At 43.3% G+C, this 25,763-nt stretch carries 22 protein-coding genes and 1 riboswitch; of the genes, 11 read left to right on the top strand and 11 right to left on the bottom strand.

Annotation, left to right across the window (positions count from 1 at the left end):
• Positions 1–9 precede the first annotated feature (9 nt).
• Positions 10–534: a nuclear transport factor 2 family protein gene (locus G9X63_RS02090; RefSeq protein ID WP_252623767.1), complete on the top strand. Its 525-nt coding sequence runs from the start codon at positions 10–12 to the stop codon at positions 532–534.
• Positions 535–675: 141 nt separating this feature from the next.
• Here G9X63_RS02090 and G9X63_RS02085 read toward each other — a convergent pair whose 3' ends face one another.
• Both G9X63_RS02085 and G9X63_RS02080 read right to left on the bottom strand, forming a co-directional pair.
• A complete protein-coding gene (locus G9X63_RS02085; RefSeq protein ID WP_252623763.1) occupies positions 676–1,503 on the bottom strand; it encodes an inositol oxygenase family protein in 828 nt (275 codons plus the stop codon).
• A gap of 47 nt (positions 1,504–1,550) precedes the next feature.
• A complete protein-coding gene (locus G9X63_RS02080) occupies positions 1,551–2,015 on the bottom strand; it encodes a DUF3592 domain-containing protein (protein WP_252623761.1) in 465 nt (154 codons plus the stop codon).
• 292 nt (positions 2,016–2,307) lie between these two features.
• On the opposite strand from G9X63_RS02080, the gene G9X63_RS02075 reads away from it, so the two are divergent.
• Positions 2,308–3,498 carry a nucleoside permease gene (locus G9X63_RS02075; RefSeq protein ID WP_252623758.1) on the top strand — a complete coding sequence of 397 codons (1,191 nt, stop codon included), beginning with the start codon at positions 2,308–2,310 and terminating at the stop codon, positions 3,496–3,498.
• Here G9X63_RS02075 and G9X63_RS02070 read toward each other — a convergent pair.
• Together G9X63_RS02070 and G9X63_RS02065 are read right to left on the bottom strand one after the other, a co-directional pair.
• Complete coding sequence (locus G9X63_RS02070) at positions 3,485–4,270, bottom strand: SDR family oxidoreductase (protein ID WP_130922826.1); 786 nt, start codon at positions 4,268–4,270, stop codon at positions 3,485–3,487. The genes G9X63_RS02075 and G9X63_RS02070 overlap by 14 nt on opposite strands.
• Positions 4,254–5,354 carry a homoserine O-acetyltransferase family protein gene (locus G9X63_RS02065; protein ID WP_252623755.1) on the bottom strand — a complete coding sequence of 367 codons (1,101 nt, stop codon included), beginning with the start codon at positions 5,352–5,354 and terminating at the stop codon, positions 4,254–4,256. Before G9X63_RS02065 ends, G9X63_RS02070 begins: the two co-directional genes overlap by 17 nt.
• A gap of 9 nt (positions 5,355–5,363) precedes the next feature.
• A riboswitch (SAM riboswitch) is annotated at positions 5,364–5,481 on the bottom strand.
• A 108-nt stretch (positions 5,482–5,589) separates the two neighbouring features.
• Between G9X63_RS02065 and G9X63_RS02060 the strand changes: the two genes are divergently transcribed.
• From G9X63_RS02060 to G9X63_RS02035, 6 genes are all read left to right on the top strand, one after another.
• Positions 5,590–5,940 (top strand): hypothetical protein, encoded by a 351-nt coding sequence (locus G9X63_RS02060; RefSeq protein ID WP_130894951.1) that lies wholly within the window; start codon positions 5,590–5,592, stop codon positions 5,938–5,940.
• A gap of 51 nt (positions 5,941–5,991) precedes the next feature.
• Positions 5,992–7,062, top strand: a complete 1,071-nt coding sequence (gene atpB / locus G9X63_RS02055; protein ID WP_130922824.1) for a F0F1 ATP synthase subunit A — start codon at positions 5,992–5,994, stop codon at positions 7,060–7,062.
• Between the two features lie 36 nt (positions 7,063–7,098).
• Positions 7,099–7,344 (top strand): ATP synthase F0 subunit C, encoded by a 246-nt coding sequence (gene atpE / locus G9X63_RS02050; protein ID WP_130894949.1) that lies wholly within the window; start codon positions 7,099–7,101, stop codon positions 7,342–7,344.
• 126 nt (positions 7,345–7,470) lie between these two features.
• Positions 7,471–7,965: a F0F1 ATP synthase subunit B gene (gene atpF, locus G9X63_RS02045; protein WP_130894948.1), complete on the top strand. Its 495-nt coding sequence runs from the start codon at positions 7,471–7,473 to the stop codon at positions 7,963–7,965.
• Between the two features lie 11 nt (positions 7,966–7,976).
• Positions 7,977–8,513 carry an ATP synthase F1 subunit delta gene (gene atpH / locus G9X63_RS02040; protein ID WP_130894947.1) on the top strand — a complete coding sequence of 179 codons (537 nt, stop codon included), beginning with the start codon at positions 7,977–7,979 and terminating at the stop codon, positions 8,511–8,513.
• Positions 8,514–8,555: 42 nt separating this feature from the next.
• Positions 8,556–8,927, top strand: a complete 372-nt coding sequence (locus G9X63_RS02035) for a DUF423 domain-containing protein (RefSeq protein ID WP_130922822.1) — start codon at positions 8,556–8,558, stop codon at positions 8,925–8,927.
• Here the strand turns inward: G9X63_RS02035 and G9X63_RS02030 are convergent, their stop codons facing one another.
• From G9X63_RS02030 to G9X63_RS02010, 5 genes are read right to left on the bottom strand one after another with little or no spacing between them, the layout of a single operon-like run.
• Positions 8,928–9,950 (bottom strand): hypothetical protein, encoded by a 1,023-nt coding sequence (locus G9X63_RS02030; RefSeq protein WP_130894945.1) that lies wholly within the window; start codon positions 9,948–9,950, stop codon positions 8,928–8,930.
• A complete protein-coding gene (locus tag G9X63_RS02025) occupies positions 9,950–11,182 on the bottom strand; it encodes an MFS transporter (RefSeq protein WP_252623752.1) in 1,233 nt (410 codons plus the stop codon). The genes G9X63_RS02030 and G9X63_RS02025 overlap by 1 nt, the downstream gene beginning before the upstream one ends.
• 1 nt (position 11,183) lies before the next feature.
• Positions 11,184–12,473, bottom strand: coding sequence for a rod shape-determining protein RodA (rodA, locus tag G9X63_RS02020; protein ID WP_252623750.1), 1,290 nt, complete (start codon positions 12,471–12,473; stop codon positions 11,184–11,186).
• A complete protein-coding gene (locus tag G9X63_RS02015) occupies positions 12,470–14,326 on the bottom strand; it encodes a penicillin-binding transpeptidase domain-containing protein (protein ID WP_130922819.1) in 1,857 nt (618 codons plus the stop codon). Before G9X63_RS02015 ends, rodA begins: the two co-directional genes overlap by 4 nt.
• Before the next feature lie 53 nt (positions 14,327–14,379).
• The gene (locus G9X63_RS02010) at positions 14,380–14,565 is read right to left on the bottom strand and encodes an AtpZ/AtpI family protein (RefSeq protein WP_130894941.1); all 186 of its coding nucleotides are present in this window, start codon (positions 14,563–14,565) and stop codon (positions 14,380–14,382) included.
• 68 nt (positions 14,566–14,633) lie between these two features.
• On the opposite strand from G9X63_RS02010, the gene porW reads away from it, so the two are divergent.
• The 3 genes from porW to G9X63_RS01995 are packed head-to-tail and all read left to right on the top strand — an operon-like array spanning position 14,634 to position 20,451.
• Entirely contained in the window at positions 14,634–16,667 is a 2,034-nt protein-coding gene (gene porW, locus G9X63_RS02005; protein ID WP_252623747.1) for a type IX secretion system periplasmic lipoprotein PorW/SprE, read from the top strand.
• On the top strand, positions 16,664–18,985 hold the full coding sequence (locus tag G9X63_RS02000) for a penicillin-binding protein 1A (protein WP_252623744.1): 2,322 nt from the start codon (positions 16,664–16,666) through the stop codon (positions 18,983–18,985). Before porW ends, G9X63_RS02000 begins: the two co-directional genes overlap by 4 nt.
• Positions 18,982–20,451 (top strand): FG-GAP repeat domain-containing protein, encoded by a 1,470-nt coding sequence (locus G9X63_RS01995; protein WP_252623741.1) that lies wholly within the window; start codon positions 18,982–18,984, stop codon positions 20,449–20,451. Before G9X63_RS02000 ends, G9X63_RS01995 begins: the two co-directional genes overlap by 4 nt.
• On the opposite strand, the gene G9X63_RS01990 is transcribed toward G9X63_RS01995, so the two are convergent.
• Together G9X63_RS01990 and G9X63_RS01985 are read right to left on the bottom strand one after the other, a co-directional pair.
• Positions 20,448–23,933 carry a VCBS repeat-containing protein gene (locus tag G9X63_RS01990; RefSeq protein ID WP_252623738.1) on the bottom strand — a complete coding sequence of 1,162 codons (3,486 nt, stop codon included), beginning with the start codon at positions 23,931–23,933 and terminating at the stop codon, positions 20,448–20,450. The genes G9X63_RS01995 and G9X63_RS01990 overlap by 4 nt on opposite strands.
• Before the next feature lie 77 nt (positions 23,934–24,010).
• The gene (locus tag G9X63_RS01985; protein WP_252623735.1) at positions 24,011–25,759 is read right to left on the bottom strand and encodes a RagB/SusD family nutrient uptake outer membrane protein; all 1,749 of its coding nucleotides are present in this window, start codon (positions 25,757–25,759) and stop codon (positions 24,011–24,013) included.
• Positions 25,760–25,763: the final 4 nt, after the last annotated feature.

The following is a 25,763-nucleotide window of genomic DNA, read 5'->3' as shown; positions in this document are numbered from 1 at the left end:
AAACAAACCATGAAAAATCTATTTATTGCACTGTTTTGCCTAGTAGCCACCTCGGCTTTCGCTCAATCAGAAGACGAGGGCATTAAATCTGCCATTACTTCTTACACGGAAGGTTTCACAAAAGGCGACACAGCTAGCCTTGGCCGTGCTTTCGCAAGCAATGCACTATTGAGAAACCTCAATACCACGACTGGAAAAATCACAGACACCCCTTTACGTAAATTTATCGCAGGTATGCCTGCAGGCGGAGCTAAAGCGACGGGAGCCCTTTTAAATTACTCTCACGCCGGAACTTCGGCGGTAGCGACAGTGGAATTCAAGTTTGATGATTTCAAGTACATCGATTTACTAAGCTTAATTAAAATGAACGACGATTGGAAAATCGTTTGTCGCGTATATAGTCGGGTTCCTTTAGATGTTAATCTGGCGACGGGTCAGGGTGCCAAAACAGGTGCAACGAAGTCCACTCCTACAAAAGCAGCTGCTCCGGTTAAGAAAGCGGTGGCAAAGCCGAAGGCGGATGATGGATGGTGATAAATTTCTTCTCCCTGCTTAAAACGGCGCAAGCACATGTTTTGTAGCAGGGAGAAGAAATTTATCTCTGAAAAGAGAATGAAAATAAAGTGCTCCGCAGAAAATAGGTGCTTGCGCCGTTTTTAAGGAGCCTCTCAAGAACTACCAATAAATAGGACCACTACCGAGATACTTCTCCGCAATCGGCTTATAATACTCCTTCAATTCCTCATACACAGGAATCACTGGAGATTTGGTATACAAATCATATTGATTGAAATCGCGGATCCACTCGAGGTATTGAGCGTCTTTTTCGCTTAACAAAGCTCTATAGCTACCGCCTGAGTGCCATGGGTAGAATGAATGATACCGAATCATGGCCATTCCTGCTTCTGGGATAGTATTCTCTTGGTGATTACTTAGTACTTGGAATAAATATTCATCGTGTCCCCAGGCTAGATGAACGTTATCTAGACCACATCCTGCTTCGTAAACTCCTAATTCGGTATTGTAGCGAGGGTCTTGCATGTCCGGATTCAAGGCATTGAACTCTGGATAGACACAAGAGTCTGGCAATTTACATCCTACGACAAATACATCCCCTACTAATCCCCATTGTTCGGCTTGTGAGGTGCCGTCTTCGTCTGAACCGAATAAGTACATGGCCTTTCCGAGGTCATGAATTAAACCGACTAACTGCATCCAGTCGGGGCGATTGTCCGCGCGCATACCTTCTGCAGATTGCAATAGGTGAATGATGTTAGGTAGATTTAAATCAGGATCGGAAACATCGACGAGGACGTTTAGGCGCTCCATCATTTCCCAAAGATCCATGGGACGTTCGAATGTCAGGTATTTGGCCTTCATGCGCTGAACGTAGTCGTAGGTTTGGCGAGAGCGCATTTTGCGGTAATGTTCTTTTACGGCAGCGGTGATATCACCTTGATCGTAATTTCTAAACTGCTCTTTTTCTTTAATAGGGGTTTCCATAGTCCTAGATTTTGGACCAATTTACAAAAAGGCTACGAAAAATGAAATTAGGACTTCATGATCAACAAGATGATCGCGCTAGCTAGCATCAAGAGGCCCATCGCAAAGAAGATCGATGGATTTAAACCGGGAACCGTATTTTCAGCTAAAGAGGCTTCGTAGGGATTCTCGGAAAGGTAACGAACGGGGATTTCTTGCCCTATTTCACAGTTTTTGGCCAAACCTTTATCCGCTTCGCGTCTAAATTCCAAACCGTTCACATAGTAAGAGACAATTGGGAAATAAATGGGGAAGCGACCGCTGTGGTCATCGCGGGAATAACGCTTCGAAATTTCGACGATTTTGCCGTAAGTCATCTTTGAATTGTGGACCCACTCTTTGCGCTTTTTAAAAAGAACTATCCCAAAACCAATTAATACCAAGGAGATCACCGTGAACGCACCCAAAAACAAGGGCATCGATCCGTGAAATTCACCTGTTGGCCGCGCCGATATTAATAAGATTCCGAACATAATGAGGGGCTGAAAACAATTCAGCCCTCAAAAAAACGATAAATAATACGGTTTATCAAATAAGTAAGCCCCGGGAGAAAAGCGGAGCCAAGTAGTGTTTTTGGGGGATAAAATGAGATTTTTGCCATAATCCCAAAAAGCCGATACAAAAACAGACTTGTCTTTCGGAAAAATGAAAAAAATACGGAAAACAGGTATAGGAAAACCGACAAAAAGCCCGAAAAATATATTTTCAGAAAATTTTAAATTTCGAACAAATTTGTATTTTTGGTCTCTCTAAACCTAAAAAAAGATGAAAAGTAGCGTAAAATTCCAACTCATGTCCATGATGTTCCTGATGTTTTTCGGATGGGGCGCCTGGTATGGTCAAATGAGTAAATACTTATTAGATAATCTTCACGCTACGGGCGATCAAGTAGGGAATGCTTACACCACTTTTGCGATTGCTTCCATCTTTGCCCCCTTCTTCGTGGGCTTGATTTCAGACCGCTTTTTTGCTGCTCAAAAAGTCATGGGCTTTTTAAATATTTTGGGCGGTGTGATCCTCTACTTCTTGAGCTTAGAAAGAGACCCTGAGGCCTTTTTCTGGTATATTTTAGCCTACACCTTATGCTTTGCCCCTAATTTGGCCTTATCGAATTCGATTGCGATGAACCAAATGTCCAATCCAGAAAAGGAATTCCCTAGCATTCGGGTGACCGGGACCATCGCCTGGATTGTGGTGACCAATATTATCGGATTCTATGCGCTGGGAGATAAGGTGGCTATTTTTGAGATCGCGATGTACACTTCCTTCCTACTCGGAATTTACTCGTTTACCTTACCTAATACGCCTCCAAAAGCCGACAAGAATGCGTCAGTGGCACAGATTTTGGGTTTAGATGCTCTGAAGCTTTTCAAAGACCGTTCTTTCTTAATCTTCTTCATTTCTTCGATTTTGATCTGCATTCCTTTGTCCTTCTATTATGCGATGGCAAATCCATCCTTAACAGATGCACACATGAGCAACGTGGAGAACAAAATGTCTTTAGGACAGGCTTCTGAAGTGATTTTCATGTTGTTGATTCCGATCGCCTTTACGCGCTTAGGGGTTAAGAAAATGCTCGTAGTGGGACTTGTGGCGTGGATTATTCGATTCCTCTGCTTCGGTTATGGTGATGGAATTTCGAGTGAATGGATCCTATATATTGGAATTATTCTGCACGGGGTTTGTTACGATTTCTTCTTTGTGACGGGACAGATTTATACGGACCAAAAAGCGGGTGAGAAAATCAAAAATTCCGCACAAGGTTTAATCACGTTTGCCACCTATGGCATCGGAATGGGCATCGGATCGAAGCTTTCGGGCATTGTGCTCGATTACTACACCGTAAATGAGGTGAAGGATTGGCAAGCGGTTTGGATGGTTCCGGCTGCGATTGCAGGAGTCGTTTTGCTGCTTTTCGTTTTCTTCTTTAATGAAAAAAAGACTACGTATTCTTAATCTTCCGTAGCATAAAGGGCATAATCGAAGGAAAGAAACGCTTGACAAATAGGCCAAATCCTTCGAGGAAACCTCCGACAAAGAACTCATTTTTCTGTGCTAGCACGGCTTGCAAGATTTTCTGTGCGGTAACGTTAGGATCTAGGCCTTTGGCCTGATTCGGATCCATCTTTCCATAAGCCTCCCCTTTCTCGTTCATGGCGTATAAGGAAATATTCGTTTTGATGTAACCCGGCAAAATCGTGGTCACGCGAATACCATCGTTGAAAACCTCCGCACGAACTGAATCAAAGAATCCGATTAATGCATGTTTCGTCGCACCATATGCGGCTCTGCGCGGAGTAGAAATACGTCCAGCGACCGAGGCAATCGGAACGAAAACACCCGATTTTTGGGCGGTAAAGACAGGTAAAACGGCCTGCGTCAAAGAGACAATCGAAAAGAAATTCACCTCAAAAAGACGGCGATACACGTCGAATTCCGTGTCTTTCACAAAAGAACGTTGAGAAACTCCTGCATTTAAAACTAAGTAATCAATGCGACCGTAGGTCTGGATGACATCCTGCACACGATCCGCGTGTTCTGACAAGGAAAGCATGTCGAAAGGGAGCACGTACCCATTGCCGCAAGCTTTGGCAACCCGCTGCAACTCTTCTTCTCTGCGAGCAGACAACACTAAAAGCGCGCCCTCCGCCGCGAAAGCATAGGCTAAGGCTTCACCGATTCCAGAGGATGCCCCCGTAATCCAAACAACTTTATTGTGAAATTTCATGGGAGGTGAGTTTAGCTTCTAAAGCTTGGAAGAAATCGGCCATCGGATTGACTTCGAGGCGTTGTAATTTCTGCCACAATCGAACGGCCTTGGTCATCAAGCCACTTTCGATTAAGAATCCATCATGCCCATACAGGGAGTCGATGACGTGGAAAGAGGCACCAGGAATGTATTTAGCCAAAAACTCTTGCTCCACAATCGGGAACAAGGCATCAGATTTAATACCGATGACCAGGGTTTTTGATTGAATCAGTTTTAATGCAGCGATAGCACCACCGCGATTTCTACCCACATCCTGCGAATCCATCATCTTCGATAACTGAAAATAAGAATAGGCATTGAAACGCTGGGCTAATTTCTCGCCTTGGTAGCGTTGATAGGAAACGGCACGAAGGGAAGAACCATAGGTATTTTCCTTTCGGGCTTGCGTAATCTGATAGGTTTCGTAATTCCGGTAAGAGATCAAAGCGGTCGCACGAGCAGCCTTCATTCCTTCTAAACCGGCTTTAGGCTGTGATTCTTTCCAAGAGGGGTCGACTTCGATGGCCATTCTTTGGGACTCATTAAAGGCGATTCCCCAAGGTGAATGCACGGCGTTCGTCGCTACTAAAATCAAGTTTTCAATCAAACCAGGATTCACAATCGCCCATTCTACCGCTTGCTGACCTCCCAGGGAACCACCAATGCAGGTTTTGATGCGATTGATCTTTAATTCTTTGCGCAGGATTTCGAAACTCGAAACCACATCGCGAATGGTCACGTCCGGAAACGAGTGGAAATAAGGCTTTCCAGTTCGCGGATCCACCGTTAAGGGGCCAGAGGAACCGTAATGAGAACCCAAAATATTCACGCAGACGATTAAATTATTTTCTGGATTAAACAGCTTGCCGGGGCCCACGAGGCCTTGCCACCATTCTGCCACATCGTGACTTCCGGTGAAGGCGTGGCAAATCCAGACCACATTGTCTTTTTTAGCATTGAGTTTACCCCAAGTTTGGTAAGCTAAATCCAAAGCAGGTAATTCCCCCCCTAATTCAAGGGCAAATGGGGACGCGGAATGAAAATGATGAAACTCAGCTTGCATGCACAAAATGGTTTATATTTCCCTAAACAGGCACCGCCTGGGGTAGGAATTAGCACCGGGGTCTACAATTGCAGACGGGTTGCCAGAAGTTCACTGAGCCTAGTCTCTCCCTTCTTCTTTATAAATCAACAAGCGTGGCTTTTTGATTTGAGGATGCAAGTAACAGCCGAAATCGCTTTTTTCCAAAAACTTTGCCGATTAATTCCTTTCTACCGATATTTGTATCATGTTAAAAATGGCGATTTTTTACGGTCTTCTAGGTGGTATTCTGTATGCTCTTGCACAGACCTCTTTCCTAACCTATTTACACCCGGACTTGAAATTCATCTTTGTCTTTCTGTTGTTCCAAACCTATTTGACCTTCAACCTCGCCCAACTCGGTTTGAAAAACGAAGGCGAGAAATTCATTCCTTTTCAGATGATTTCCTTGACGATTCGCTTTATTTTAAGCGTCGTTTTTATCGGTTTCTTCGCCTATATCCACACCCCAAACCTTGTCTTGTTCGTCAGCAACTTTTTTGTACTCTATTTATGTAGCACAAATTTTGAAATTTTTGGTTTGCTTCGTAACTTGCGACGTTTTTAGAAAATAGCAAGATTAATGTTTCAGATGCAGGTCAAGACTTCAACACAAAAAATGTACTTTTCGAATATACTACTAGGGCTTTTCTTAAGCTTTATTAGCCTTAATGTGTTCGCAAACGAGCCAGTTGTAGCGCACGATTCTGCTCACGCAGATACGGCGGCTCACGCAGCTGCTCCTGCAGCTCACGAGGCTCCATCTGAAAAATTTGATCCAGGTAAATTAATTTTACACCACATAGCGGATGAGCATGATTGGCACTTCTTTACGATTGGCCATTTCCATGCAACTTTACCTTTGCCTTGCATCGTGTACACAGCATCAGCAGGTGTTCAGGTATTCTCGTCATCTAATTTCAAAAACGAACACCACGAAGAAATTCCTTACAACGGTTTCGTTTTAGAGCACGGAAAGATTCACGCAGAGAATGGTGAGAAAGTTTATGACTTCTCTATCACCAAGAACGTAGCTTCTTTATTGCTTTCAGCTGTTTTATTATTGACTATCTTCATCGGTATCGGTCGCAAATACAAAGAAAATCCTCACAGAGCTCCTAAAGGCTTGCAGTCGATGTTTGAACCGATCATCATTTTCGTTCGCGATGAAATTGCGAAGAATAACATTGGCGAGAAACACTACCGTCGTTTCATGCCGTATTTATTGACGATCTTCTTCTTTATTTGGTTTAATAATATGTTAGGTTTGATTCCCGGTGGAGCTAACTTAACGGGAAATATCGCTGTAACCTTGGTTTTAGCGATCATTGCCTTCTTTGTAACGAACTTCAATGGCCGCTCTACGTATTGGACGCACATCTTCGCGATGCCAGGTGTTCCTAAGTGGATGTTAGTTATTTTAACGCCGGTAGAGATCGTAGGTATTTTCATGAAGCCTTTCTCTTTAATGGTTCGTTTGTTTGCGAACATTACAGCGGGTCACATCATTTTATTAAGTTTAGTATCCTTGATTTTCATTTTTGAAAATGCGGCTTTAGGTCTAGCAGTAGTTCCTTTCTCGCTCTTCATGAACGTAATTGAGCTGATTGTTGCCTTCATTCAAGCCTTCATCTTTACGATGTTAGTTTCGACGTATATCGGAGCGGCGGTAGAAGAGCATCACCATTAATTTGTAAATTATTTTTTTTATATAAACCCAAATCGTATGTCTATTTTATCGATTTTATTAGAAGTTTCTGTAGGTCTTGGTCTTGCAGGTATTGGTGCTGGTTTAGCTGCTTTAGGAGCTGGAATGGGTATCGGTCGTATCGGTGGTTCTGCAATGGAAGCTATCGCTCGTCAACCAGAAGCGTCTGGAAAAATTCAGGGTGCGATGTTAATCGTTGCTGCCTTCGTTGAAGCGGTTGCGTTATTCGCTGCTGTAATTTGTCTATTGGTAACTTTGAAATAAGATACCAATCAGAATCTCCAAAGGGTTAGCCTTTGTATCCGATTCTACCCCATTTAAAACGCAATTTGGATTACATTAGGTGCCAAATTGCGTTTTTTGACACGATTTACAAAAAATGAACATACTATGGAGTTAATCACCCCAGACTTTGGACTTATCTTCTGGCAACTAATTGTCTTTGGAATTTTATTCTTCCTTTTAGCCAAATTTGCTTGGAAACCGATCATTCAATCGTTAGCTGAACGCGAGCAATCGATCGACGAGGCGATCAAATTATCTGAAACAACACGCGCTGAAATGGCCGAGTTGAAAGCAGGTAATGAGCAATTAATCACTTCAGCGCGTGCTGAACGTGATGCGTTGATCAAGCAAGCGAAAGAGGCATCCGATGCGATGATCTCTCAAGCTAAATTAGATGCACAAACAGCCGCTAACCAAGAAATCGAAAAAGCGCGCGTAGCATTCGAACAAGAGAAAGCAAGTGCTGTAGCAGCCATCCGTAAGGAAGCGGCTTCTCTTTCGTTAGACTTAGCGGAAAAAGTGTTAAAAAGCCAATTAAAAGACAAAGCAGCTCAGGAAAAATTAGTGACTGAGTGGATGGCTGACGTTAAATTATCTTAATCGCATAGACCATGTCAGAATTAATTGTAGCTCACCGTTACGCTAAATCCCTGCTAGACTTCGCGATCGAAAAGAACGCAGTAGAGGCAGTAGCTAAAGACATGATAGATTTCGCAGAAACCTGCGACGCCAGTCACGAATTAGTGTTAGCGCTAAAGAGCCCAATCATTAAGCATTATACGAAATTAGCTATCCTAGCGAAGCTATTTAAGGATAAATTCAATCCAGTAACCTACGGTATCTTCGTGATCATCACGAATAAAAACCGCGAGAAGATTCTTCCTGCTGTGGCAAAGGAATTTATCTCGATGTACACGGATTACAAAGGAATCCAAAAAGCAACCGTTACTACAGCATCTAGCTTAACAGCAGATCAAAAAGCAACAGTAGCGAAAATCGTTAAAGACTACACAGGTAAAGAAGTAGAATTGATCGAACAAATTGATGAAAGCCTGATCGGTGGATTCATTTTGAAAGTAGGTGACCAACAGATCGATGATTCGATCAAGCGGAAGCTGAACGATTTGAAAGTTTCTTTAGCATCTTAATCGAAAGGCCTTGGAAACAAGGCCTTTTTTTATCTCTCCTCCATGAAAAAATTCTCGCTCTTTTTCGGCTCACTTATTGCTGGACTTTCTGTTGCCATAGGCGCTTTTGGGGCACACGCGTGGAAGGACTATTTACGCGAGATTAATCGACTAGAAACTTTTGAAACGGCAGCGCGTTACCAAATGTACGGAGGAATTACGTTGTTGATCTTAGGAGTTTGGCAAATGAACTTTAGCAATAAACACCTGAAGACAGCGGCCTATTTTCATTTTGCCGGTTGCATTATTTTTCCGGGTTCTTTGTATTTGATCTGCTTGACTAACCTCGGAATTTTTGGGGCGGTTGCTCCTATTGGTGGCTTATGCTTCCTCATGGGATATGGACTCATGATGTGGTCCATTTTTAAGAAGTAATTAGTGGCGCATCACTAATTCAAGGCTTAACCATACGATCTCTCCCATCGTTTGGCACTTCAAAAAGCGATTATCTTCATAATGCTTCGCTAATTCTGTTTTCAATTGCTCCACGTTTTCTGGTGGCGCAATCTCATCTTTTGCCATCACGTTCATTAAATCGTACACGCGTTGACTCTCTGACTTCAGACGAGAGGAAATCATCGAACGTTCTTCAATCTGGTATTGCCAAACCGATTCCGGCGTCATATACTTCATCCCTAGCTCAATCAGGGCATTATTTTGCTTGAAATATTGCGGTAAATAGACCGTTTTCTTGCCTTCGTAACACTGCTGATCAAAGTCAATGGGACGAATCCGGTAATAAATCTCCTCAAAATCCGGCGTCGTAATAATCACAAAGTTCGCACTGTGCATATCGCCCAAGAGCTGTACAAGGCAGCGCTCGTTGAACTTCACAAACTCTTTGGCTAATCGAATAGGCGACTCTAAATCCGTCTCCAAATCTTGCTTTAAAAAGGCATCGCCAGGCACACCGGCAATGTGCTCCTCGACCAATGTATTCTCATGGGTGACATAATTGATCCGATTTGGCGATAAAATATGCTCTAATTCTAGGCCATACACTCGAGAGGCATCCGCAATTTTAATGTAGAAATAATCAAAGTTATCATTCACCCGGTTCACAATCCGAATCCGGAAAGGGTGTGTATTGCCATAGGTGCAATAATCCACGCGATCGATCACTAAGTGCTTGATAACCTCCTCATTCCCATCCGTTTTTAAATCCGCGTAGATCTGCTTCAACGCCTCATACACCTCTTCCTGATCTCCTGGCGAATAAAAGACGGTCTCCCAAAGCGTATCCACCTCATTCTTATCATACAGCACGATCGCATTATCATAGCGCAACAAATCCGCATAACTGATATTCATCGCGTGCTCCCGGTTGTATTTGTGCAAATACCTCCTCAGCTGCTGATTAATCCGATACAGATTTTTCTTCTTCGAGATGAGCGCCATTATTCTGTGTAGTCTAGGGATTTACCGAACGTTTCTTTCAACTGAATGACAGAGTAGATGGCCAAAGTAAAGCATAAAACTCCCACATAAGCGGCAGCGTGAATCAAGCCAACCGATGGAATCAAAAATTGAAAGAGCAAGGAAATGGGAATCAAAGCGCCTCTCACGAAATTAGGCACCGTCGTCGTCACCGTCATCCGCACATTCGTCCCAAACTGCTCAGAAGAGTAGGTCAAAAACACCGCCCAATAGCCTCCAAAGAAGCCTAACAGCGTAATCATCACATAGGCATGCGTCGTAGTAATATTCGACATTCCGAATAGGTAATACACACAAATGCCTACCGCGATAAATAAATACGTTAAAACCGCCTTTCCTCGGCTTTTCAGCCACTGACTTAAGGCACCCGAGGCAAAGTCTCCTAATGCAAGTCCTAGATAGCAAAACATAATCGCATCGCCTCCGCTAATTTTTCCGTCGATACCGATGAGTTTGGAGATTTCTGGCGCCGAGAAAACGAGAATTCCGATAATATACCAGATGGGCAAGCCCATCAAAATGCAATACAAGTATTTCTTGAAGGTAGCACCATTCGAAAAGAGCTGAAAGAAATTGCCCCTTTTAACCGTTGTATCCATCTCCGTATACATCGAAGATTCAAAAGTCCCCAAGCGCAATAACAGAAGGGCTAATCCCATTCCACCACCAATAAAATAGCAAGATCGCCACCATTCAGGATCCGAACTCAAACCGGCAATAATGGGAGCAAATACAGCTCCTGCCGCACCCACACCAGCAATGATTAAAGTCCCGATGCCTCGCTTAGAAGGCGGTAAGGTTTCATTCACCAAGGTAATCCCTGCGCCTAATTCCCCCGCTAAACCTATCCCAGCGATAAAACGTAAAAGGGCATACGTGTTTAAATCCGTTACTAAGCCATTCAAGGCATTAGCGGCTGAGTAGAGTAAGATGGACCCGAACAAAACCGACTTTCGGCCTTTTTTATCGCCATAAATACCCCACAAAATCCCGCCTAACAACATACCACCCATTTGCACATTCATCAGGTTTAAACCTTGATTCAATAGTTCATCCCCTTTCAAACCTAAACTCATCAAGCTAGGATTTCTGACTACAGAAAACAAGATGAGGTCATACACATCTACGAAGTAGCCGAGGGCGGCGACGGCGATGAGCATTTTGGCTTTGGCAGAAATTTTATCGTTTTCCATACTAGCGAGAAAGCATATCAGACCGGTGAGAGTCTAACTTTAAAAAGATAAATAGTAAAATAGTGAAGGACCACAAAGAGGACCCGCCGTAACTAAAGAAAGGCAAGGGGATCCCCATAATGGGCATCAAACCGATCGTCATCCCTATATTAACTAAAAAGTGAAAAAACAGAATTCCTACTAATCCGAAGCCATAGGCCCGGGCAAATCGAGAACGCTGCAAATCCGCTAAATACATCAATCGCCACAGGAATCCCAAGAAGAAAAAGATCATCAACATCACACCCACAAAACCGTGCTCTTCCCCTATCGTACAAAAAACCATATCCGTGCTTTGCTCCGGAACGAAATCGAATTTCGTCTGCGTACCACCTAAAAATCCTTTCCCCCAAAATCCCCCTGAACCAATCGCAATCTTCGATTGCGTCACCTGATAACCCAAACCGCGGGGATCAAAACCTGGATCAATTAAAACACGAATTCGATTTCGCTGGTGCTCTTTCAACACATTATTCACCACCCAATCCACTAATAAGGCCAGCGTCATAATCCCGGCAATAGCGCCCGAAAGGCGCAAATAGGTCTTAGGATCGCGTTGCATGTAGATGGGCATAAACAAGACTAAAAGTCCTGCCATAAGCAACAGTACTAAGAAAATCACCCAAGCCTTGACTAAAAGAGCAGATACAAACAAGACAATGCCCCCAATAAACAAGGCTGGATAAGCTCCCGGCAATCCTTCCCGGTATAACAAAATCATAAACGAGGCGAATACCAAGGCGGAACCCGTCTCATTGGAACCGATGATTAATATCATCGGGATACCGATAATGAGCGCTGCTTTCCATTGAAAAGGGAATTTAGTTAGGTTCACTAAAGGATCATTCAAGTATTTAGCGAGGAGCAAAGCCGTGGCTGTTTTCGCAAACTCCGCCGGTTGGATGGTCACAGACCCGAATTTAAACCACGAATGGGATCCATTAATTGTTACCCCGAGAAAAGGTACGGCGATTAACAGCAGCAATAAGCCGAGGTAAATAAAGAGGGCGAAGGATTCGAAAAAACGAAAATCAATCACCAGAATACAGACGATTAATACGAAGCTTGTCGCGATCCACACGAGTTGCTTACCCGCATTGGAATTGTAAAAAGCGGGATCAGAAAAGGCCAAAGGGGCATCCGGGCTGTATACGGCCGAATAGATATTCAACCAGCCTAAGCCCACGAACAAGACATAGAATCCCACAGTGATCCAGTCAATCCGGCCTTGTATGTGATTCGAATCTGTCATTTTTTCGTGGAATCTGGAGCTGCCTTTTTACGCACTACGCTATACACATTAGGCAGGTAATTCATATTCATAAACTTGGTTTCCACCGCCTTGCGGTCAACTTTCCGTTTCAAGTATTTTTCCACCACTAAAGAGGCAATTGGTGCAGCGGCAGACCCACCAAAACCGGCGTTCTCCACAAATACCGCAATCGCAATCTTCGGGTTATCACGTGGGGCGAAGGCGATGAAGATGGAGTGATCTTTGCCTTTTTGGTTTTGAGATGTACCCGTCTTACCCACCATCTTGATATCCGGAATGCGACCATCTGCCTCTACCGTTCCATGCGTTACCGCATCTTCCATTCCGTCGATGACGACATTGAAATATTTTGATTCCACCCCTACCTTCACCGGCGTCTTGTAGAATGGGTCAATTGATTTCTGAAGTCCCACACCTTTCACCACGTGAGGCGGAATATACCAACCTCTGTTCGCAATAATCGCCGCTAAATTGGCCATTTTTAAAGGACTCACCACGATTTCGCCCTCTCCGATACTAATCGAGTAGATGTTCGAGAACTTCCACATCTTTTCGCCTTTATAGACGGAATTATAATATTCCACATTGGGCAAAATCCCCTTCTTCTCATTCCCTAAATCTACCCCTAGTTTACGTCCAAAGCCGAAGTTAGCGACTAAATCTGACCAACGCTGCAAACCTTTTGCGGAGCGTTCGTAGGTATCACCCGTCGTATTATCGTAAATCATTTTACGGAAGGCGTGGTAGAAATAGGGGTTACACGAAACCCGAATCGCCCCGCGCAAATCCACCGGTCCATGGCCGTGGCATTTAACTGGAGCCCCTGCGTGGGAAAACACCGTTCCTGGCCCTATAAATCCCAATTGCTGTCCCACCAGGGCTTGCACTAATTTAAAGGTAGAACCCGGACGATAATAAGCCGATGGCGGACGGTTCAGCAAGGGCTTCATGGGATCTAAAGCAAGCTGCTGGTAGTATTTGGAAAAATTATTCCCCGTTAATTGACTCGCATCGTAAGAAGGGGCAGAAACCATCGCCAAAATTTCCCCCGTCGAAGGCTCAATCGCCACTAAACTACCCACCTTGTGCTGCATCAAACTATCCGCATACTCTTGAATCGCCAGATCGATGGAGGTGTACAAGTTATTTCCCGAAACCGGATTAATATTCAATGAGCCATTTTTATAATCGCCTTTCTCCACCCCATTGCTATTCACCATGCGGTATTTCACCCCGCGTTGCCCGCGCAAAGTTTCTTCGTAGAATGACTCAATTCCAGAAATTCCCACATAGTCACCTTGACGGTAATAATCGTCCCTTTGATCCACTAGGGCATTGGGACTAATTTCTGCTACATAGCCTAAGGCATTCGAAAAGGAACGCGACTGATAGGTGCGGAAGGCATTGGTTTCAAAAAAGAAGCCTGGGAAATCCACCATCGCATCTTGCACGCTAGCAAAATCTTCCTTGGACAAATGCTTTAAAAACAGACTCGGTTTCACGCGCGAATAGGCACGAGCGCGCTGCGTCGTTTTGATAAAATACTCTTTCGTGACACCGAAAACCCGGCAAAAATGATTCGTATCCTTCACCACCGCCTTACGGGGAATCATATACAAATCGTATACTGGCGTGTTGTAGACAATTAATTTTCCGTAGCGGTCATAGACTTCTCCCCTAAATGGAATCTGAATAATCTTGCGAATTGCGTTATTATCTGCGGCTTTTTCATAGGTATCATCGATCACCTGTAGGTAAAATAATTTACCAATGAACAGGAGCCCCACAATACCGAAGAACAAGAAGATGAAATTTCGCCGCTGACTTAACAAGGAAATAAGATTTTAATGACAAAAATAACGAATTATCTGCGCTTCTGCGAACGCTATTTGGGAAGACTTTTGATGAGTGCCAAAAGCGCAAAGGCAATCGATCCCAGCGAGAAAATGATCGTAAACCAGGGCTTGTCTGTGAAAAAATAGGCGTCTAAATAGCGGCCTGCAAAAACGCCCGCTACAATGGTGACGAGCATCTGAAATGCGGCGCCCAAGAATTTTTGGTAAGAATTCATATTCACCTAAAATTATCCAATTTTCGGGAAGATAAATCGTAAATTTGAAAATTGTTCTTTTGAACCTTATGCACCGGAGTCTCGTCATTCTTTTTCTAGCCCTCAGCACTTGGTCTTGTTCACAGTTTAGCAACAAGCCCATGGCCGTTGCCTTTCACAATGTGAATGCGAAATACAATGCGATTTGGCAGGCTTCTAGATTAGATAAAGAACTTCAGAAAAAATACTTCTCGGAACGCAAAGAGAGCTACAACTCTATTTTGCCCATCATTATCCCCAGGGATTCAAGCTTTAAACGAGGGAATGAAAAGGAAATTAAAGAATTAATTCGCAAGGCCTCTTTAGTCATTGACCGGCACCAAAATTCTCATTTCATAATTGACGCCTACCTGTTAATTGCCCGTGGTCGTTTATACCAAAATGACCTAAAAAATGCCATCGAAACCTATAAATACGTTAATTCTCTTGATATCAGACCGGAGGCTTTACTCGCCTTGTACGAAATCTATTTGCAACAGCAGGAATTTAGTTCTGCTGAAAAAATAGAAGAATTCCTGAGCGAAATTCCCTTGAATACAAACGAGAAAAAACAATTTCTCCTCTTGAAAGCCTATTCCTTTCAGCTACTTAATGAACCCATCAAAGCCGTCGCGGTCTTACAAGAGGCTCAGCGCTACCTGAAAAAAGGCGAAGAAAAAGCGCGCATCTCCTTTATTATGGCGCAGTTATTGAGCGACAATAATCAGCCTAGTTTAGCCTTAGAAAACTACCGAAGTGTCCTAAACAATAAACCGAGTTACGATTTACAATTACAGGCAAACCTGGCTATCCACCAGCAAGAAGGCAATCTAGAGGCCTTGCTCAACATGCTGAAGGACCCTAAAAACGAGGAGAGTAAATCTTTTATTTACGTAAAAATCGGGCAATACTATTACGGGAAAAAAGACTTTAAAAAGGCCAAAGAAAATTGGGAAAAAGGCGGCGAAAATAATCCAAATAAGGGCGAATTGTATTATCAATTAGGGAGCTTGTTCGCGAAACAAATGAAGGATTACGACTTAGCTGCGCACTATTACGATAGCGCAGCTACTTATCTAGCTGCTAGCCATCCGGATTATACAAAGGCCCAGAAACTCAAAAAATCCTGGGGAAATTACAGCGGCTTTGCAAAGCAAATTAGTCTGCAAGATTCCTTGCTCCGCTTAGCAAACCTAAGTCCAGCAGCTTTGCATGAGTTGTATTTAAAACAGCAAAAGGACACGGTTAAAACCGTAATCACAAAAACAGCTGCCCCTATATTTACCAGACGCCCCTTTAACGCGGATCAACAAAACTTCTATTTCAATAACGAACAAGCCCGCATTCAAGGAGCCATTGAATTTAGTAACCGTTGGGGGAATCGAACGTTGGAAGATTTTTGGAACCTGAAAAATAAAAACACGACACTGGCGCAGACTGTTTCGAGTACTAGTACAGCCGAAAAGACCGTCCGTAAAGAAAGCATTCTCGAAGAAAACTGGCTAAAAGCCATTCCATCGACTCCGGCAGCTCAATTGAAAGCAAGGAAGATAATCGAAGAATCGCTCTTCAAATTAGGCAAATTAGCTCGCTTAGAATTAGGTGAAAATGAATTAGCGAATACGACTCTCAAACGCTTATTGGCAGAATATCCGAGCACGACCTACGAAGCAGAAGCTTTGTATGTACTCTATTTAAGCAACGAGGGTCCTACAAAAACCAGCTTCCGCTCCCAATTAGTTGAACGCTATCCGAGTAGCTATTTTAAGACCATGATTCTCAAATTAGAGAACGGCACCTTAGCTGAAAACAAAGAAATACTGGCGCAAAAGAAATATGAAGCAGCATTTGAGCGTTTTGAAGCTGGCCAATTTGCAGCAAGTTACGAGGCTTGCCTTTTTGCCCAACAAAACTACCCGGGTAGCAAATTGGAAGATAAAATCGTATTTTTAATGGCGCTTTCAAAAGCGGGATTACACGAGACGGCGGAAGCGAAACGAATATTGGAAGAATTTGTCCAATTATTCTCTACTAGCCCTCTGGCGAAAGAAGCCTCTGAAATGCTAAAGCTGATGAACAAATGATAGAACCTAAAAAGGAATCTAAATTGAATAAAATTACCTTAGCCTACAAGATCTTTGGAGGCACACTCCTATTTGCCATCTTGTTTATTACGGCGGTGAATTATAATTTTTTATGGCTTTTTGGGGGAATGCCCAGCCTGCAGGAATTAGAAAATCCGAAGAGCCAGGAAGCCTCACTCTTGATCTCTGAGGATGGAGAAGAGATAGGCAAATACTTTAGAGAAAACCGCAATCCGGTCGAATTCGAAGAACTTTCTCCTATTTTAATCAATACCTTGATGGCAACCGAGGATGCACGATTTATCAGCCACTCCGGTATCGATGTGCGCTCGATGGCGCGGGTTTTATTTTCCTTTGGGACATCCGGCGGAGGTAGTACCATTTCCCAGCAATTAGCAAAGAACCTATTCCATACTCGTTCGTTAGAATACGGGGAGGACGATCCTATTTATATGGGCTTGCTGATGAAGGTGGGAGGTTTGAAGACGGCGATTGCCAAAATCAAGGAATGGATTCTAGCCATCAAATTAGAGCGTCGCTACACGAAGCAAGAGATTTTGGCGATGTATTTGAATGAGGTCAGCTTTGGTAATAATGCCTATGGTATTCAAGTCGCCTGCAGAACCTATTTCCAAAAAAATGTGCAGACAGTCACCTATCCGGAAGCCGCCACCTTAATCGGACTACTACAAAATCCATCTTTATACGATCCCCGTATTCGCCCAGAACGCACTTTGGCACGTCGCAATACCGTTCTAGGTCAATTAGCCAAATACGAATACCTAACAGAGGAGGATGCCGAAAAGATGAAGGCTGATCCTTTGAATTTGAAATACAAAGTAGAGAATCAAAATACAGGGGCAGCGCCTTATTTGCGCGAGTCGATTCGAAAAGAAATTTTGGGAATCATCCAAGAAATCAACAAAGACCGCCCTGAAGACCAGCAATTAAATCTGTACACCAGCGGATTGCGCATTCATACAACGATTGATTCACGGATGCAGAAATACGCACAGGATGCAGTGCAAGAGCACATGAAGGCCCAGCAAATTACGTTCAACCAGCATTGGGCTGGCAGAAATCCGTGGGTGAACGAAAAGATGCAAGAAATCAAGGGCTTCATTTCTTCTGCTATGAAGCGGACTCAACGGTACCGCGACTTGATGGAGGCCTATAATAATGATGAGATGCGGGTTTGGGAAGAACTAAATCGCCCTATCAAAATGACCGTTTTCTCTTACCACGGGGATATTGACACGACCTTGAGTCCTTTGGACTCGATGCGCTACTACAAACGTATTCTAAACGTGGGAATGATGTCCATGGATCCTACGAATGGCCACGTGAAGGCCTGGATAGGCGGCATTAATTACAAGTATTTTAAGTATGATCATATCGCCCAAAGTAAGCGCCAGCCAGGCTCTACCTTCAAACCATTCGTTTATGGGGCAGCGATCGAAAACGAAATTGCCACTCCGTGTGATAAATACGTGGATGAACCGGTGACTTTTGGGACAGAGGATGGATTAACAAACGACACCTGGACTCCCCAAAACTCCGATGGCAAATACAGCTACGAAAGTTTAACCCTTCGCCGGGCGATGGGTCGCTCCATTAACACGATTTCAGCTAAACTGATGAAATCCTTAGGCGCCAGTAAAATTGCGGACTTTGCCCACAAAGCAGGGATTAACAGCTCACTTTACGAAGGCCCATCCTTATGTTTAGGCACATCCGAAGTTTCCGTTTTCGAACAAGTATCTGCCTACAGTACCTTCGCTAATGGAGGTGAAAAAATTGACCCAATCATCATCCTAAAAATTACGGATAAAAACGGAGTCGTGCTACGCGAGTTTTCTCCTACCGCAAAAGCCGTCATGAAACCTGAAACGGCTTACCTGATGACCTTTATGTTGCAAGGCGCGGTACGCGAACCAGGCGGAACGGCGGAAGGTCTGAACCGCAGCTTCATCGCTGCAGGCAATGAAATTGGTGCTAAAACGGGTACCACTTCGAACTTCTCTGATGGTTGGTTTATGGGAGTTACCCAAAAATTAGTCACCGGCGTTTGGGTAGGCGGAGATGACCGAAGCATTCACTTCAGAAACATTCAACTAGGGCAGGGCGCTAAAATGGCGATGCCAGCCTTCACGAAATTCATGGAAAAAGTCTACAGCGACCGATCGCTCGCGTTAGATGGTTACCAAAAAATGCCTTTTATCAAACCGGAGAACTTAGCCTTTGACTTTAGCTGTGTAGGAGGAATCGGAGGTGATTCCACACTCAACAGCTCAACCGCAACCGCCTTACCTGAATGAGAATTGTAGCCATTGTATTCATTGCCTTATTGACCTTCGCCTGCAGCACAAAAAAAACAGGGGAAGAGTTAGCCAAAGAAAACTGTAGTTCTTGCCACAAGTTCCCAGATCCGAGTCTTTTGGACAAAAAAACCTGGAACGATAAAGTGCTCGTAGATATGTCCTATCGGCTAGGAATGCGTAATAAATTTGAACTAGCTGCTCAAATTCCAGAGGAACAATTCCAAACAGCCGTAGCGATGAAAATCTATCCGGATACGCCAGCCATGAGTGTGGAAGATTGGCAAGCAATCGTCGATTATTATGTGACGAACGCCCCAGAAAATCCACTTCCTCAAAAAACCAAAAGTCCTATTTTAACGGCTCCGCTACATTTTAAACAAGAAGACTTTCTTTCCTCAACCCTGCAGGCAGGACATGTTACTTCCGTTAAAATACACCCCACTAAAGCGGAAGCTTGGTTAGGGCTGAACACCAATGAGACGCTTATTCTAGACAGTAAACTTCAGGTCAATTCGACGCTTCGCACGCCTAGTCCTAACGTCCATACGGCCTTTCTACAAAATAGCCATTACCTGTTAAGCGTAGGAAAAATACTACCGAACGATGAAAAATTAGGGGCCTTGTACGAAGTGCAGCACAAAAATAAACTAGTCCCATTAGTCGATGGTTTGAAGCGTCCCGTTGATATGCAAGTAGCTGATTTTACTGGTGATGGCACGATGGATTTTTTGATCTGTGAATATGGGTTTCAGGCGGGGCAATTAGTTTGGGTCGATGGAAAAACGAAAGAAAGGCATATCTTGAAGTCTCAACCTGGGGCTAGAAATATCCACATTACTGATTATACGAAAGATGGGAAACCTGATATTTTAGTCCTCATGGCAGAGGCGAATGAAGGTGTTTCCTTATTCATTAACAAAGGAAATGGGATGTTTGTGGAGAAACCACTGCTACAATTTGATGTTGTTTGGGGTAGTAGCTACATGGATGTAGTAGACGTAAATAAAGATGGATTCGATGATCTTATCATTTCCAATGGAGACAATGCGGACAATTCTATTGTGAAAAAGGCCTACCATGGTGTCCATCTGTTTTTAAACGATGGTAAGAATAACTTCAAAGAGACTTATTTTTATCCTGCCTATGGTGCCACTAAAACACTAGCACGTGATTTTGATGGAGACGGGGATGTCGATTTAGCGATGATCGCCTTTTTTCCAGAAAATGACCACGGGAAAAACGAATCCTTTTTATATTTCCAAAACCAAGGAAACTTACGCTTTCAAGTGAGTAATTTGAATCTGCCAGATGACGCGAGGTATATGGCCATGGATGCTGGAGATTTCGATAAAGATGGAGATATCGACCTGTTATTAGGAAATTTTCAATTTGGAAAACCAAAGCCAGGCGTTAAATTAACACCTGGCCTTCAGATTAGACTCTTAAGAAATACGATTCGTTAATTCAGTTTTGCTCCCTTAGGAAGGAATGCTTGTGCGCTGGCACTTTGGCTTAAATAAGAGGAGCCATAATTCCAATCCATCTTTTGCTTACGACCTTTGAAAGTATAGCTAAATGATTGCCCTGGTTTCACCGCTGCTTTTTCGAAGGAACCTAACGGCTTAAATACTTTCATCGGCCCTCTATTCTGCATAGCGATAAACGCCAGTTCTGAACCTACTTGAATACCCACTAGGGATTTTGCATCTGCAGGCACCATCATCCCCGAATTCTGCGCATAAGTAAAGCCTTTGCCATTGCCTAAAAGAACCCCGCCATTGGATGCATCATAACGACCCATCGCCACTTCATTCGCAAAGTTATTACCCACGAATAAGATGTCTAGATAACCATCCGCATTCACGTCCAATATCTGCATACCATTCAATGAAGACAGCTGCGCCATATCTGGCAAAGCCTGCGCTTTAAAATGCCCACCCCCTAGATTTTCGATATACATCGAGGCATTTTCAGTGAAAGATAACTTAGTCGCCTTAGCCTTCTCCTTCTCTGTTAAAAAATCATCTTGGGTAATCTTACCATACTCTTTGTAATAAACCCAGCGCTGACGAGTCGAATTCAGTTGTTTGTGGACGTCATCCTTGCCAAACAAAGGCGCAGAAACCGGCACTCCAGCCGCACTTTGGAAATAAACGAATGGAAATACATCATATACCCCATTTCCATCCACGTCCCCATGCAAAACATCCACAGGCTGCTTCGCATTCGCACGCAACAGCGTATTCTTACCCATATTTCCCGCCACTAAATCCATATCTCCATCCTGGTCAAAATCCGCAGCCGCCACAGAACCCCAAAGTCCCGTCATCTCCTCTAATCCTGTCTTCTCTAATTTCACTAAATGCCCTTTAGCATTTTGATAGATCTGAATAGGCATAAACTCCCCCGCTACTACTAAATCAGACCAGCCATCATTATTTACATCGGTCCAAACCGCATCACAAGCAAGCGCCGGCTTCAACAAATCTGGCGCCCATTGAGCTGTCACATCGGTATATTTAATCAATCCTACTTTCGAATCATTGCGTAATAAACGCGATGGTGTTCCTTGTGGATAAGAGAATGGCACATTACGACCACTCACATAAAGATCTAAATCCCCATCTTTATCAAAATCCACCGCTCTCACGGCCGCATTACTTTCTGTGAAATTAGGCAAGGCTGAAACGACTAAAGTGAAGTTTCCTTTCCCATCATTGGTATACACCACATCTTGGAAGCTAGAAGCCCCTATTTGGCCCTCCGTTCCTCCTCTAGCGATGTATAAATCCAAATCCCCATCCTTATCCATGTCAATTAAAAGCGAACCTAAATCCTCCCCTAGTTTCTCTTTTTTCTCTGCCAGCCCCTCTAGGAATTTGGTTATAAACTTCCCAGACGGTTGTTGTAAATAGAAAATACCTGAATAAAACTTCGCTCCTCCTACAAAGAAATCCTCTAATCCATCTCCATTCACATCACCTACCGAAGCCCCTGGACCCAGTTGAGACATTTTGAATGGCGTTAAACTTTGGAAATTAAAGTCAATGAAATCATACTCCTTATGCACATCAGTCAATTGCATTTGATCCGTCACATCTTGCATCAAAGGCTCCTGCTGCTGGTACAGTGAAACATAAGGCTGCTTTGCATTGGCCATTTTCACCTGCAAGACTTGATCCACCCCCGGCTTTGTAATCACCTGCATGGAATCATTTGGCCAAATAACCCGCAATTCTTTAATCTTCTGCTTCGCCCCTAAACCGATATGCGCCACCGCTTCTACACTCGATAAATAACCTCTATAAGGCGAATTCTCGTAGTAGAAATACGTTCCATCTGCATAAACACCCTCGATTCGCGTTCCAATTCCTTGGGTATTTTGACCTTTCCCTTCGAACTTAACCCGAAGGAAATGCCCCTTGTCCGCATTTGTTTCTACTGTATTGTTCTTATAAACAAATGCCTCGTCATTGATATTATTGACCACATAATCGAGGTCACCATCATTATCTAAATCGCCATAGGATGCTCCATTAGAGAAGGAAGGACGCTGGATTCCCCACGCCGCACTCACATCGTCAAAATGCATTCCTCCCTTATTTTTAAAGGCATAGTTATTCACCTTAATCACCGGCATTTGTTCTAAAAGAATCGCATCAGAAGCTAATCGTGCAGAGTTCGCCCGGTATAACATAAAATCCCGATCTGTCACGTCACGGGGGAAACCATTCGTGATCATCAAGTCTCGGAATCCATCGTTATCAAAATCCGCTAAAGATGGACACCAGCTCCACTCTGTCTCCGCCACTCCTGCCATCAAACTCATTTCTTGGAAGGGGGCAGGCGACCCATCTGCCTTTTTCCCCGCATTTAATTGCAAAGAATTGCGCATATACTGGTAGGTATAGCCGTGTAAATCACTGTTTTGATAAGACTGATAGCTATTAGGCGGAGCTAATTGCTTCTTACGCTCATTATCCTTTGGCAACATATCCAAAGCAACGATATCCGGACGCCCGTCATTATTGATATCCGCCACGTCGTTACCCATCGCAGATAAACTAGTATGTTTGAAATACGCTTTGGCCTGATCCGTAAATGTCCCATCGTGGTTATTGATGTATAAGATATCATCCGACACATAATCGTTTGTCACATAAATATCTGGCCAATTGTCTTGGTTGATATCACAGATATTTATTCCTAAACCATATCCCTCAATGGTAATTCCAGCCTCTTTCGACACATTGGTAAACACCGGATGATTTTTCTCTTTCGACCAATCATTGCGGTACATTCTATCCGTATTTGGATACGATCCATCCGTCACTTTAGGACGATATAAAGAAGGAACCTGATCAATTACATCCGTCAAAACATATAAATCCAAATCCCCATCCCGATCATAATCAAAGAAAGCCGCGTGCTCGCTATGGCCATTGTCATTAATGCCATACTCAGCAGCCATTTCTTTAAAACTTGGTTTGCCATCTTTAATTCCTTGGTTAACGAAAAGCATATTCTGACGATCCCGTTCTGCATTCTTCATCGTGGCAGAAACATAGACATCTAAAAGTCCATCACCATTAATATCCACTAAACTAACACCTGAACACCAACGGTCTTTCGTGTCTAAACCAGACGCCTTACCTAACTCCTCGAACTTCATTTCTCCCTTGTTTATGTACAAGGATGCATTCGCTTGCGAACCGGAGAAAATGATATCTACAAGTCCATCATTATTAAAATCTCCCATGCCCACACCGCTTCCGTTGTAGAGGTATTCATACTTCAAAATGGACAAAGAGTCGCTCTCCACGATCTTGTTTGAAAAATGAATACCGGTATCATCACCGGATAAAAGCTCAAATGTAGTGGCGTTTTTACAAGAGAAAACTAGAAAGGTACTAGCAAGTACTAAATAGACGTAAATAGGCTTCATAGGGCATTTTTAAACTTAAGCGAAAATAAAAAAGGTGGGATTAATATCCCACCTTTTTTAAGAAAAATTAGAACAAATTAATATCCTGCGTTTTGCTTCAAGATAGAAGAACCTTGGATATCGATTTGAGCTTGTGGGATAGGTAAATACTTATCCGTAGCTTGGTAAGATGCTCCACCAAACTTAGTAACTAAGTATTTAGACTCGTACGCTAAATAAGCATTTAACGTAGGAACATCAATACCCCAACGAACTAAGTCGAAGAAACGGTGACCTTCTGTTGCTAATTCTAATAAACGCTCCATACGAACCGCTTTAGTAGCAGCAGCCTTATCAGCAAAAGCTGTATAAGGTGCGATCACGTAGTTTGCCTCAGCAACACCACCTTTCATTACGAAACCAGCAGGATTAGCTGCACGGTTACGAACACGGTTGATATAATCTAACGCTGTTGTTAATGAACCAGCTTCGATCTCCGCCTCAGCAGCCATTAATAATACATCTGCAAAACGAATGATGTTGAAGTTCATCGTTGCATAACCACGTGTCCAAGAAGAACCATCAGTTAATGTATTCTCTTGACGCTTGTAGTAGATGTATTTCTTAGGTGAATAAGGACCAGCGTAATCTTGCTTACGAATCCAGTTAGCACCAGGGTGCTCGATCCAGTCTAAGTATTGGATACCACGACGACCAATAGTGTGGTCAATACGAGGATCTAATGGGTTTGTATCTTCTGTGAAAGCAGCAGATGAGTTAACACCAAAGTCATTCTTCACGGCGTTAGCAGCTAAGTTATAATCTGGTGCTCCAGCTGTTTCAGTCAAGATAGGCAATCCATTCACTGTACGATATGCATTCGCCATCGAGAAAGATGGTTGGAAGAATCCGCAGCAGTTACCTGGACCATCAGAACCTGTGTTGTATGGGTAGTTCAAGTCATCGAAACCGTTTGCATTGTTCACGTTACCCGTGTTCATAGATGACTGAATTGCAAATACAGCTTCCTCATTGTTGTCATTCTCCGCGTTGAAGATTTCAGCAAACTTTGGAACTAAACCGTATTTCTTACCATTCGTTGTTGTACCGTTCGCAATTACATCCGTAAACTTAGCTTTCGCATCAGCAAACTTTCCTTGGAACAATAACACTTTTCCTAAATAAGCTTCAGCAGCCCATTTGTTAGCACGACCTGCAGATGAAGAAGTTGCTGGCAAGTTTGCAAATGCAAACGCAAAGTCAGCCTCAATCTTATCCCAGAATGCTTCTGTGTTAGCTACTTTTTCGATTCCTTTTCCGTAATCTAACGTCTCATCCACATAAGGAACAGAGTTAAATAACTTCTTTAATTCGAAGTAGTAATGACCACGTAAGAAACGTGCCTCAGCAATAATACGTGTTTTATCCGCAGCAGATAATTCTTTCGAACCATTTGCTAAGTTAATCGTCGCATTACAACGAGCAACACCTTCGTATTTTGCTCTCCAAGTATCATTCAAGTCACCGTCAGTAGGTTGAACCTCATAACGTTGCATGGTGTTGATATTTGAGTAGTCACCCGGGTCAGTACCCTTGTTACTTTCTCCACCACGGATAGAACCCCATACCCAGTTATTACCTGCAGCAAGACGAGAATATCCTTTTGCAGCTAATTGAGCGTAAGCACCAATTAAGGTACCTTCTACACCAGCCTTAGAAGATAATTGCGCTTGTGCTAATGATGCGGTAGGCGGAACTTCTAAAAACTGATCCTTACAAGCGAAGGTCAACGTAAGAGCTGACACACTCACTAAAGCGATTCGCTTAAAAATCTGATTATTTTTCATTTTC

The sequence above is a fragment of the Aquirufa antheringensis genome, from assembly GCF_023921165.1.
GTDB lineage: Bacteria > Bacteroidota > Bacteroidia > Cytophagales > Spirosomataceae > Aquirufa > Aquirufa antheringensis.
The sequence above is the reverse complement of the archived record's forward strand: the minus strand, read 5'-3'. Positions and strand labels throughout refer to the sequence as shown.

Excerpts from the sequence above, each read along its gene's own strand:
- G9X63_RS02070 (WP_130922826.1), bottom strand. The coding sequence starts at position 4,270 with ATGAAATTTCACAATAAAGTTGTTTGGATTACGGGGGCATCCTCTGGA.
- G9X63_RS02000 (WP_252623744.1), top strand. The coding sequence starts at position 16,664 with ATGATAGAACCTAAAAAGGAATCTAAATTGAATAAAATTACCTTAGCC.
- G9X63_RS02025 (WP_252623752.1), bottom strand. The coding sequence starts at position 11,182 with ATGGAAAACGATAAAATTTCTGCCAAAGCCAAAATGCTCATCGCCGTC.
- atpF (WP_130894948.1), top strand. The coding sequence starts at position 7,471 with ATGGAGTTAATCACCCCAGACTTTGGACTTATCTTCTGGCAACTAATT.
- G9X63_RS02090 (WP_252623767.1), top strand. The coding sequence starts at position 10 with ATGAAAAATCTATTTATTGCACTGTTTTGCCTAGTAGCCACCTCGGCT.
- porW (WP_252623747.1), top strand. The coding sequence starts at position 14,634 with ATGCACCGGAGTCTCGTCATTCTTTTTCTAGCCCTCAGCACTTGGTCT.
- atpB (WP_130922824.1), top strand. The coding sequence starts at position 5,992 with ATGTACTTTTCGAATATACTACTAGGGCTTTTCTTAAGCTTTATTAGC.
- G9X63_RS02035 (WP_130922822.1), top strand. The coding sequence starts at position 8,556 with ATGAAAAAATTCTCGCTCTTTTTCGGCTCACTTATTGCTGGACTTTCT.
- G9X63_RS01985 (WP_252623735.1), bottom strand. The coding sequence starts at position 25,759 with ATGAAAAATAATCAGATTTTTAAGCGAATCGCTTTAGTGAGTGTGTCA.
- G9X63_RS02085 (WP_252623763.1), bottom strand. The coding sequence starts at position 1,503 with ATGGAAACCCCTATTAAAGAAAAAGAGCAGTTTAGAAATTACGATCAA.
- rodA (WP_252623750.1), bottom strand. The coding sequence starts at position 12,473 with ATGACAGATTCGAATCACATACAAGGCCGGATTGACTGGATCACTGTG.
- G9X63_RS01995 (WP_252623741.1), top strand. The coding sequence starts at position 18,982 with ATGAGAATTGTAGCCATTGTATTCATTGCCTTATTGACCTTCGCCTGC.
- atpE (WP_130894949.1), top strand. The coding sequence starts at position 7,099 with ATGTCTATTTTATCGATTTTATTAGAAGTTTCTGTAGGTCTTGGTCTT.
- atpH (WP_130894947.1), top strand. The coding sequence starts at position 7,977 with ATGTCAGAATTAATTGTAGCTCACCGTTACGCTAAATCCCTGCTAGAC.
- G9X63_RS02080 (WP_252623761.1), bottom strand. The coding sequence starts at position 2,015 with ATGTTCGGAATCTTATTAATATCGGCGCGGCCAACAGGTGAATTTCAC.
- G9X63_RS01990 (WP_252623738.1), bottom strand. The coding sequence starts at position 23,933 with ATGAAGCCTATTTACGTCTATTTAGTACTTGCTAGTACCTTTCTAGTT.
- G9X63_RS02010 (WP_130894941.1), bottom strand. The coding sequence starts at position 14,565 with ATGAATTCTTACCAAAAATTCTTGGGCGCCGCATTTCAGATGCTCGTC.
- G9X63_RS02060 (WP_130894951.1), top strand. The coding sequence starts at position 5,590 with ATGGCGATTTTTTACGGTCTTCTAGGTGGTATTCTGTATGCTCTTGCA.
- G9X63_RS02030 (WP_130894945.1), bottom strand. The coding sequence starts at position 9,950 with ATGGCGCTCATCTCGAAGAAGAAAAATCTGTATCGGATTAATCAGCAG.
- G9X63_RS02065 (WP_252623755.1), bottom strand. The coding sequence starts at position 5,354 with ATGCAAGCTGAGTTTCATCATTTTCATTCCGCGTCCCCATTTGCCCTT.
- G9X63_RS02075 (WP_252623758.1), top strand. The coding sequence starts at position 2,308 with ATGAAAAGTAGCGTAAAATTCCAACTCATGTCCATGATGTTCCTGATG.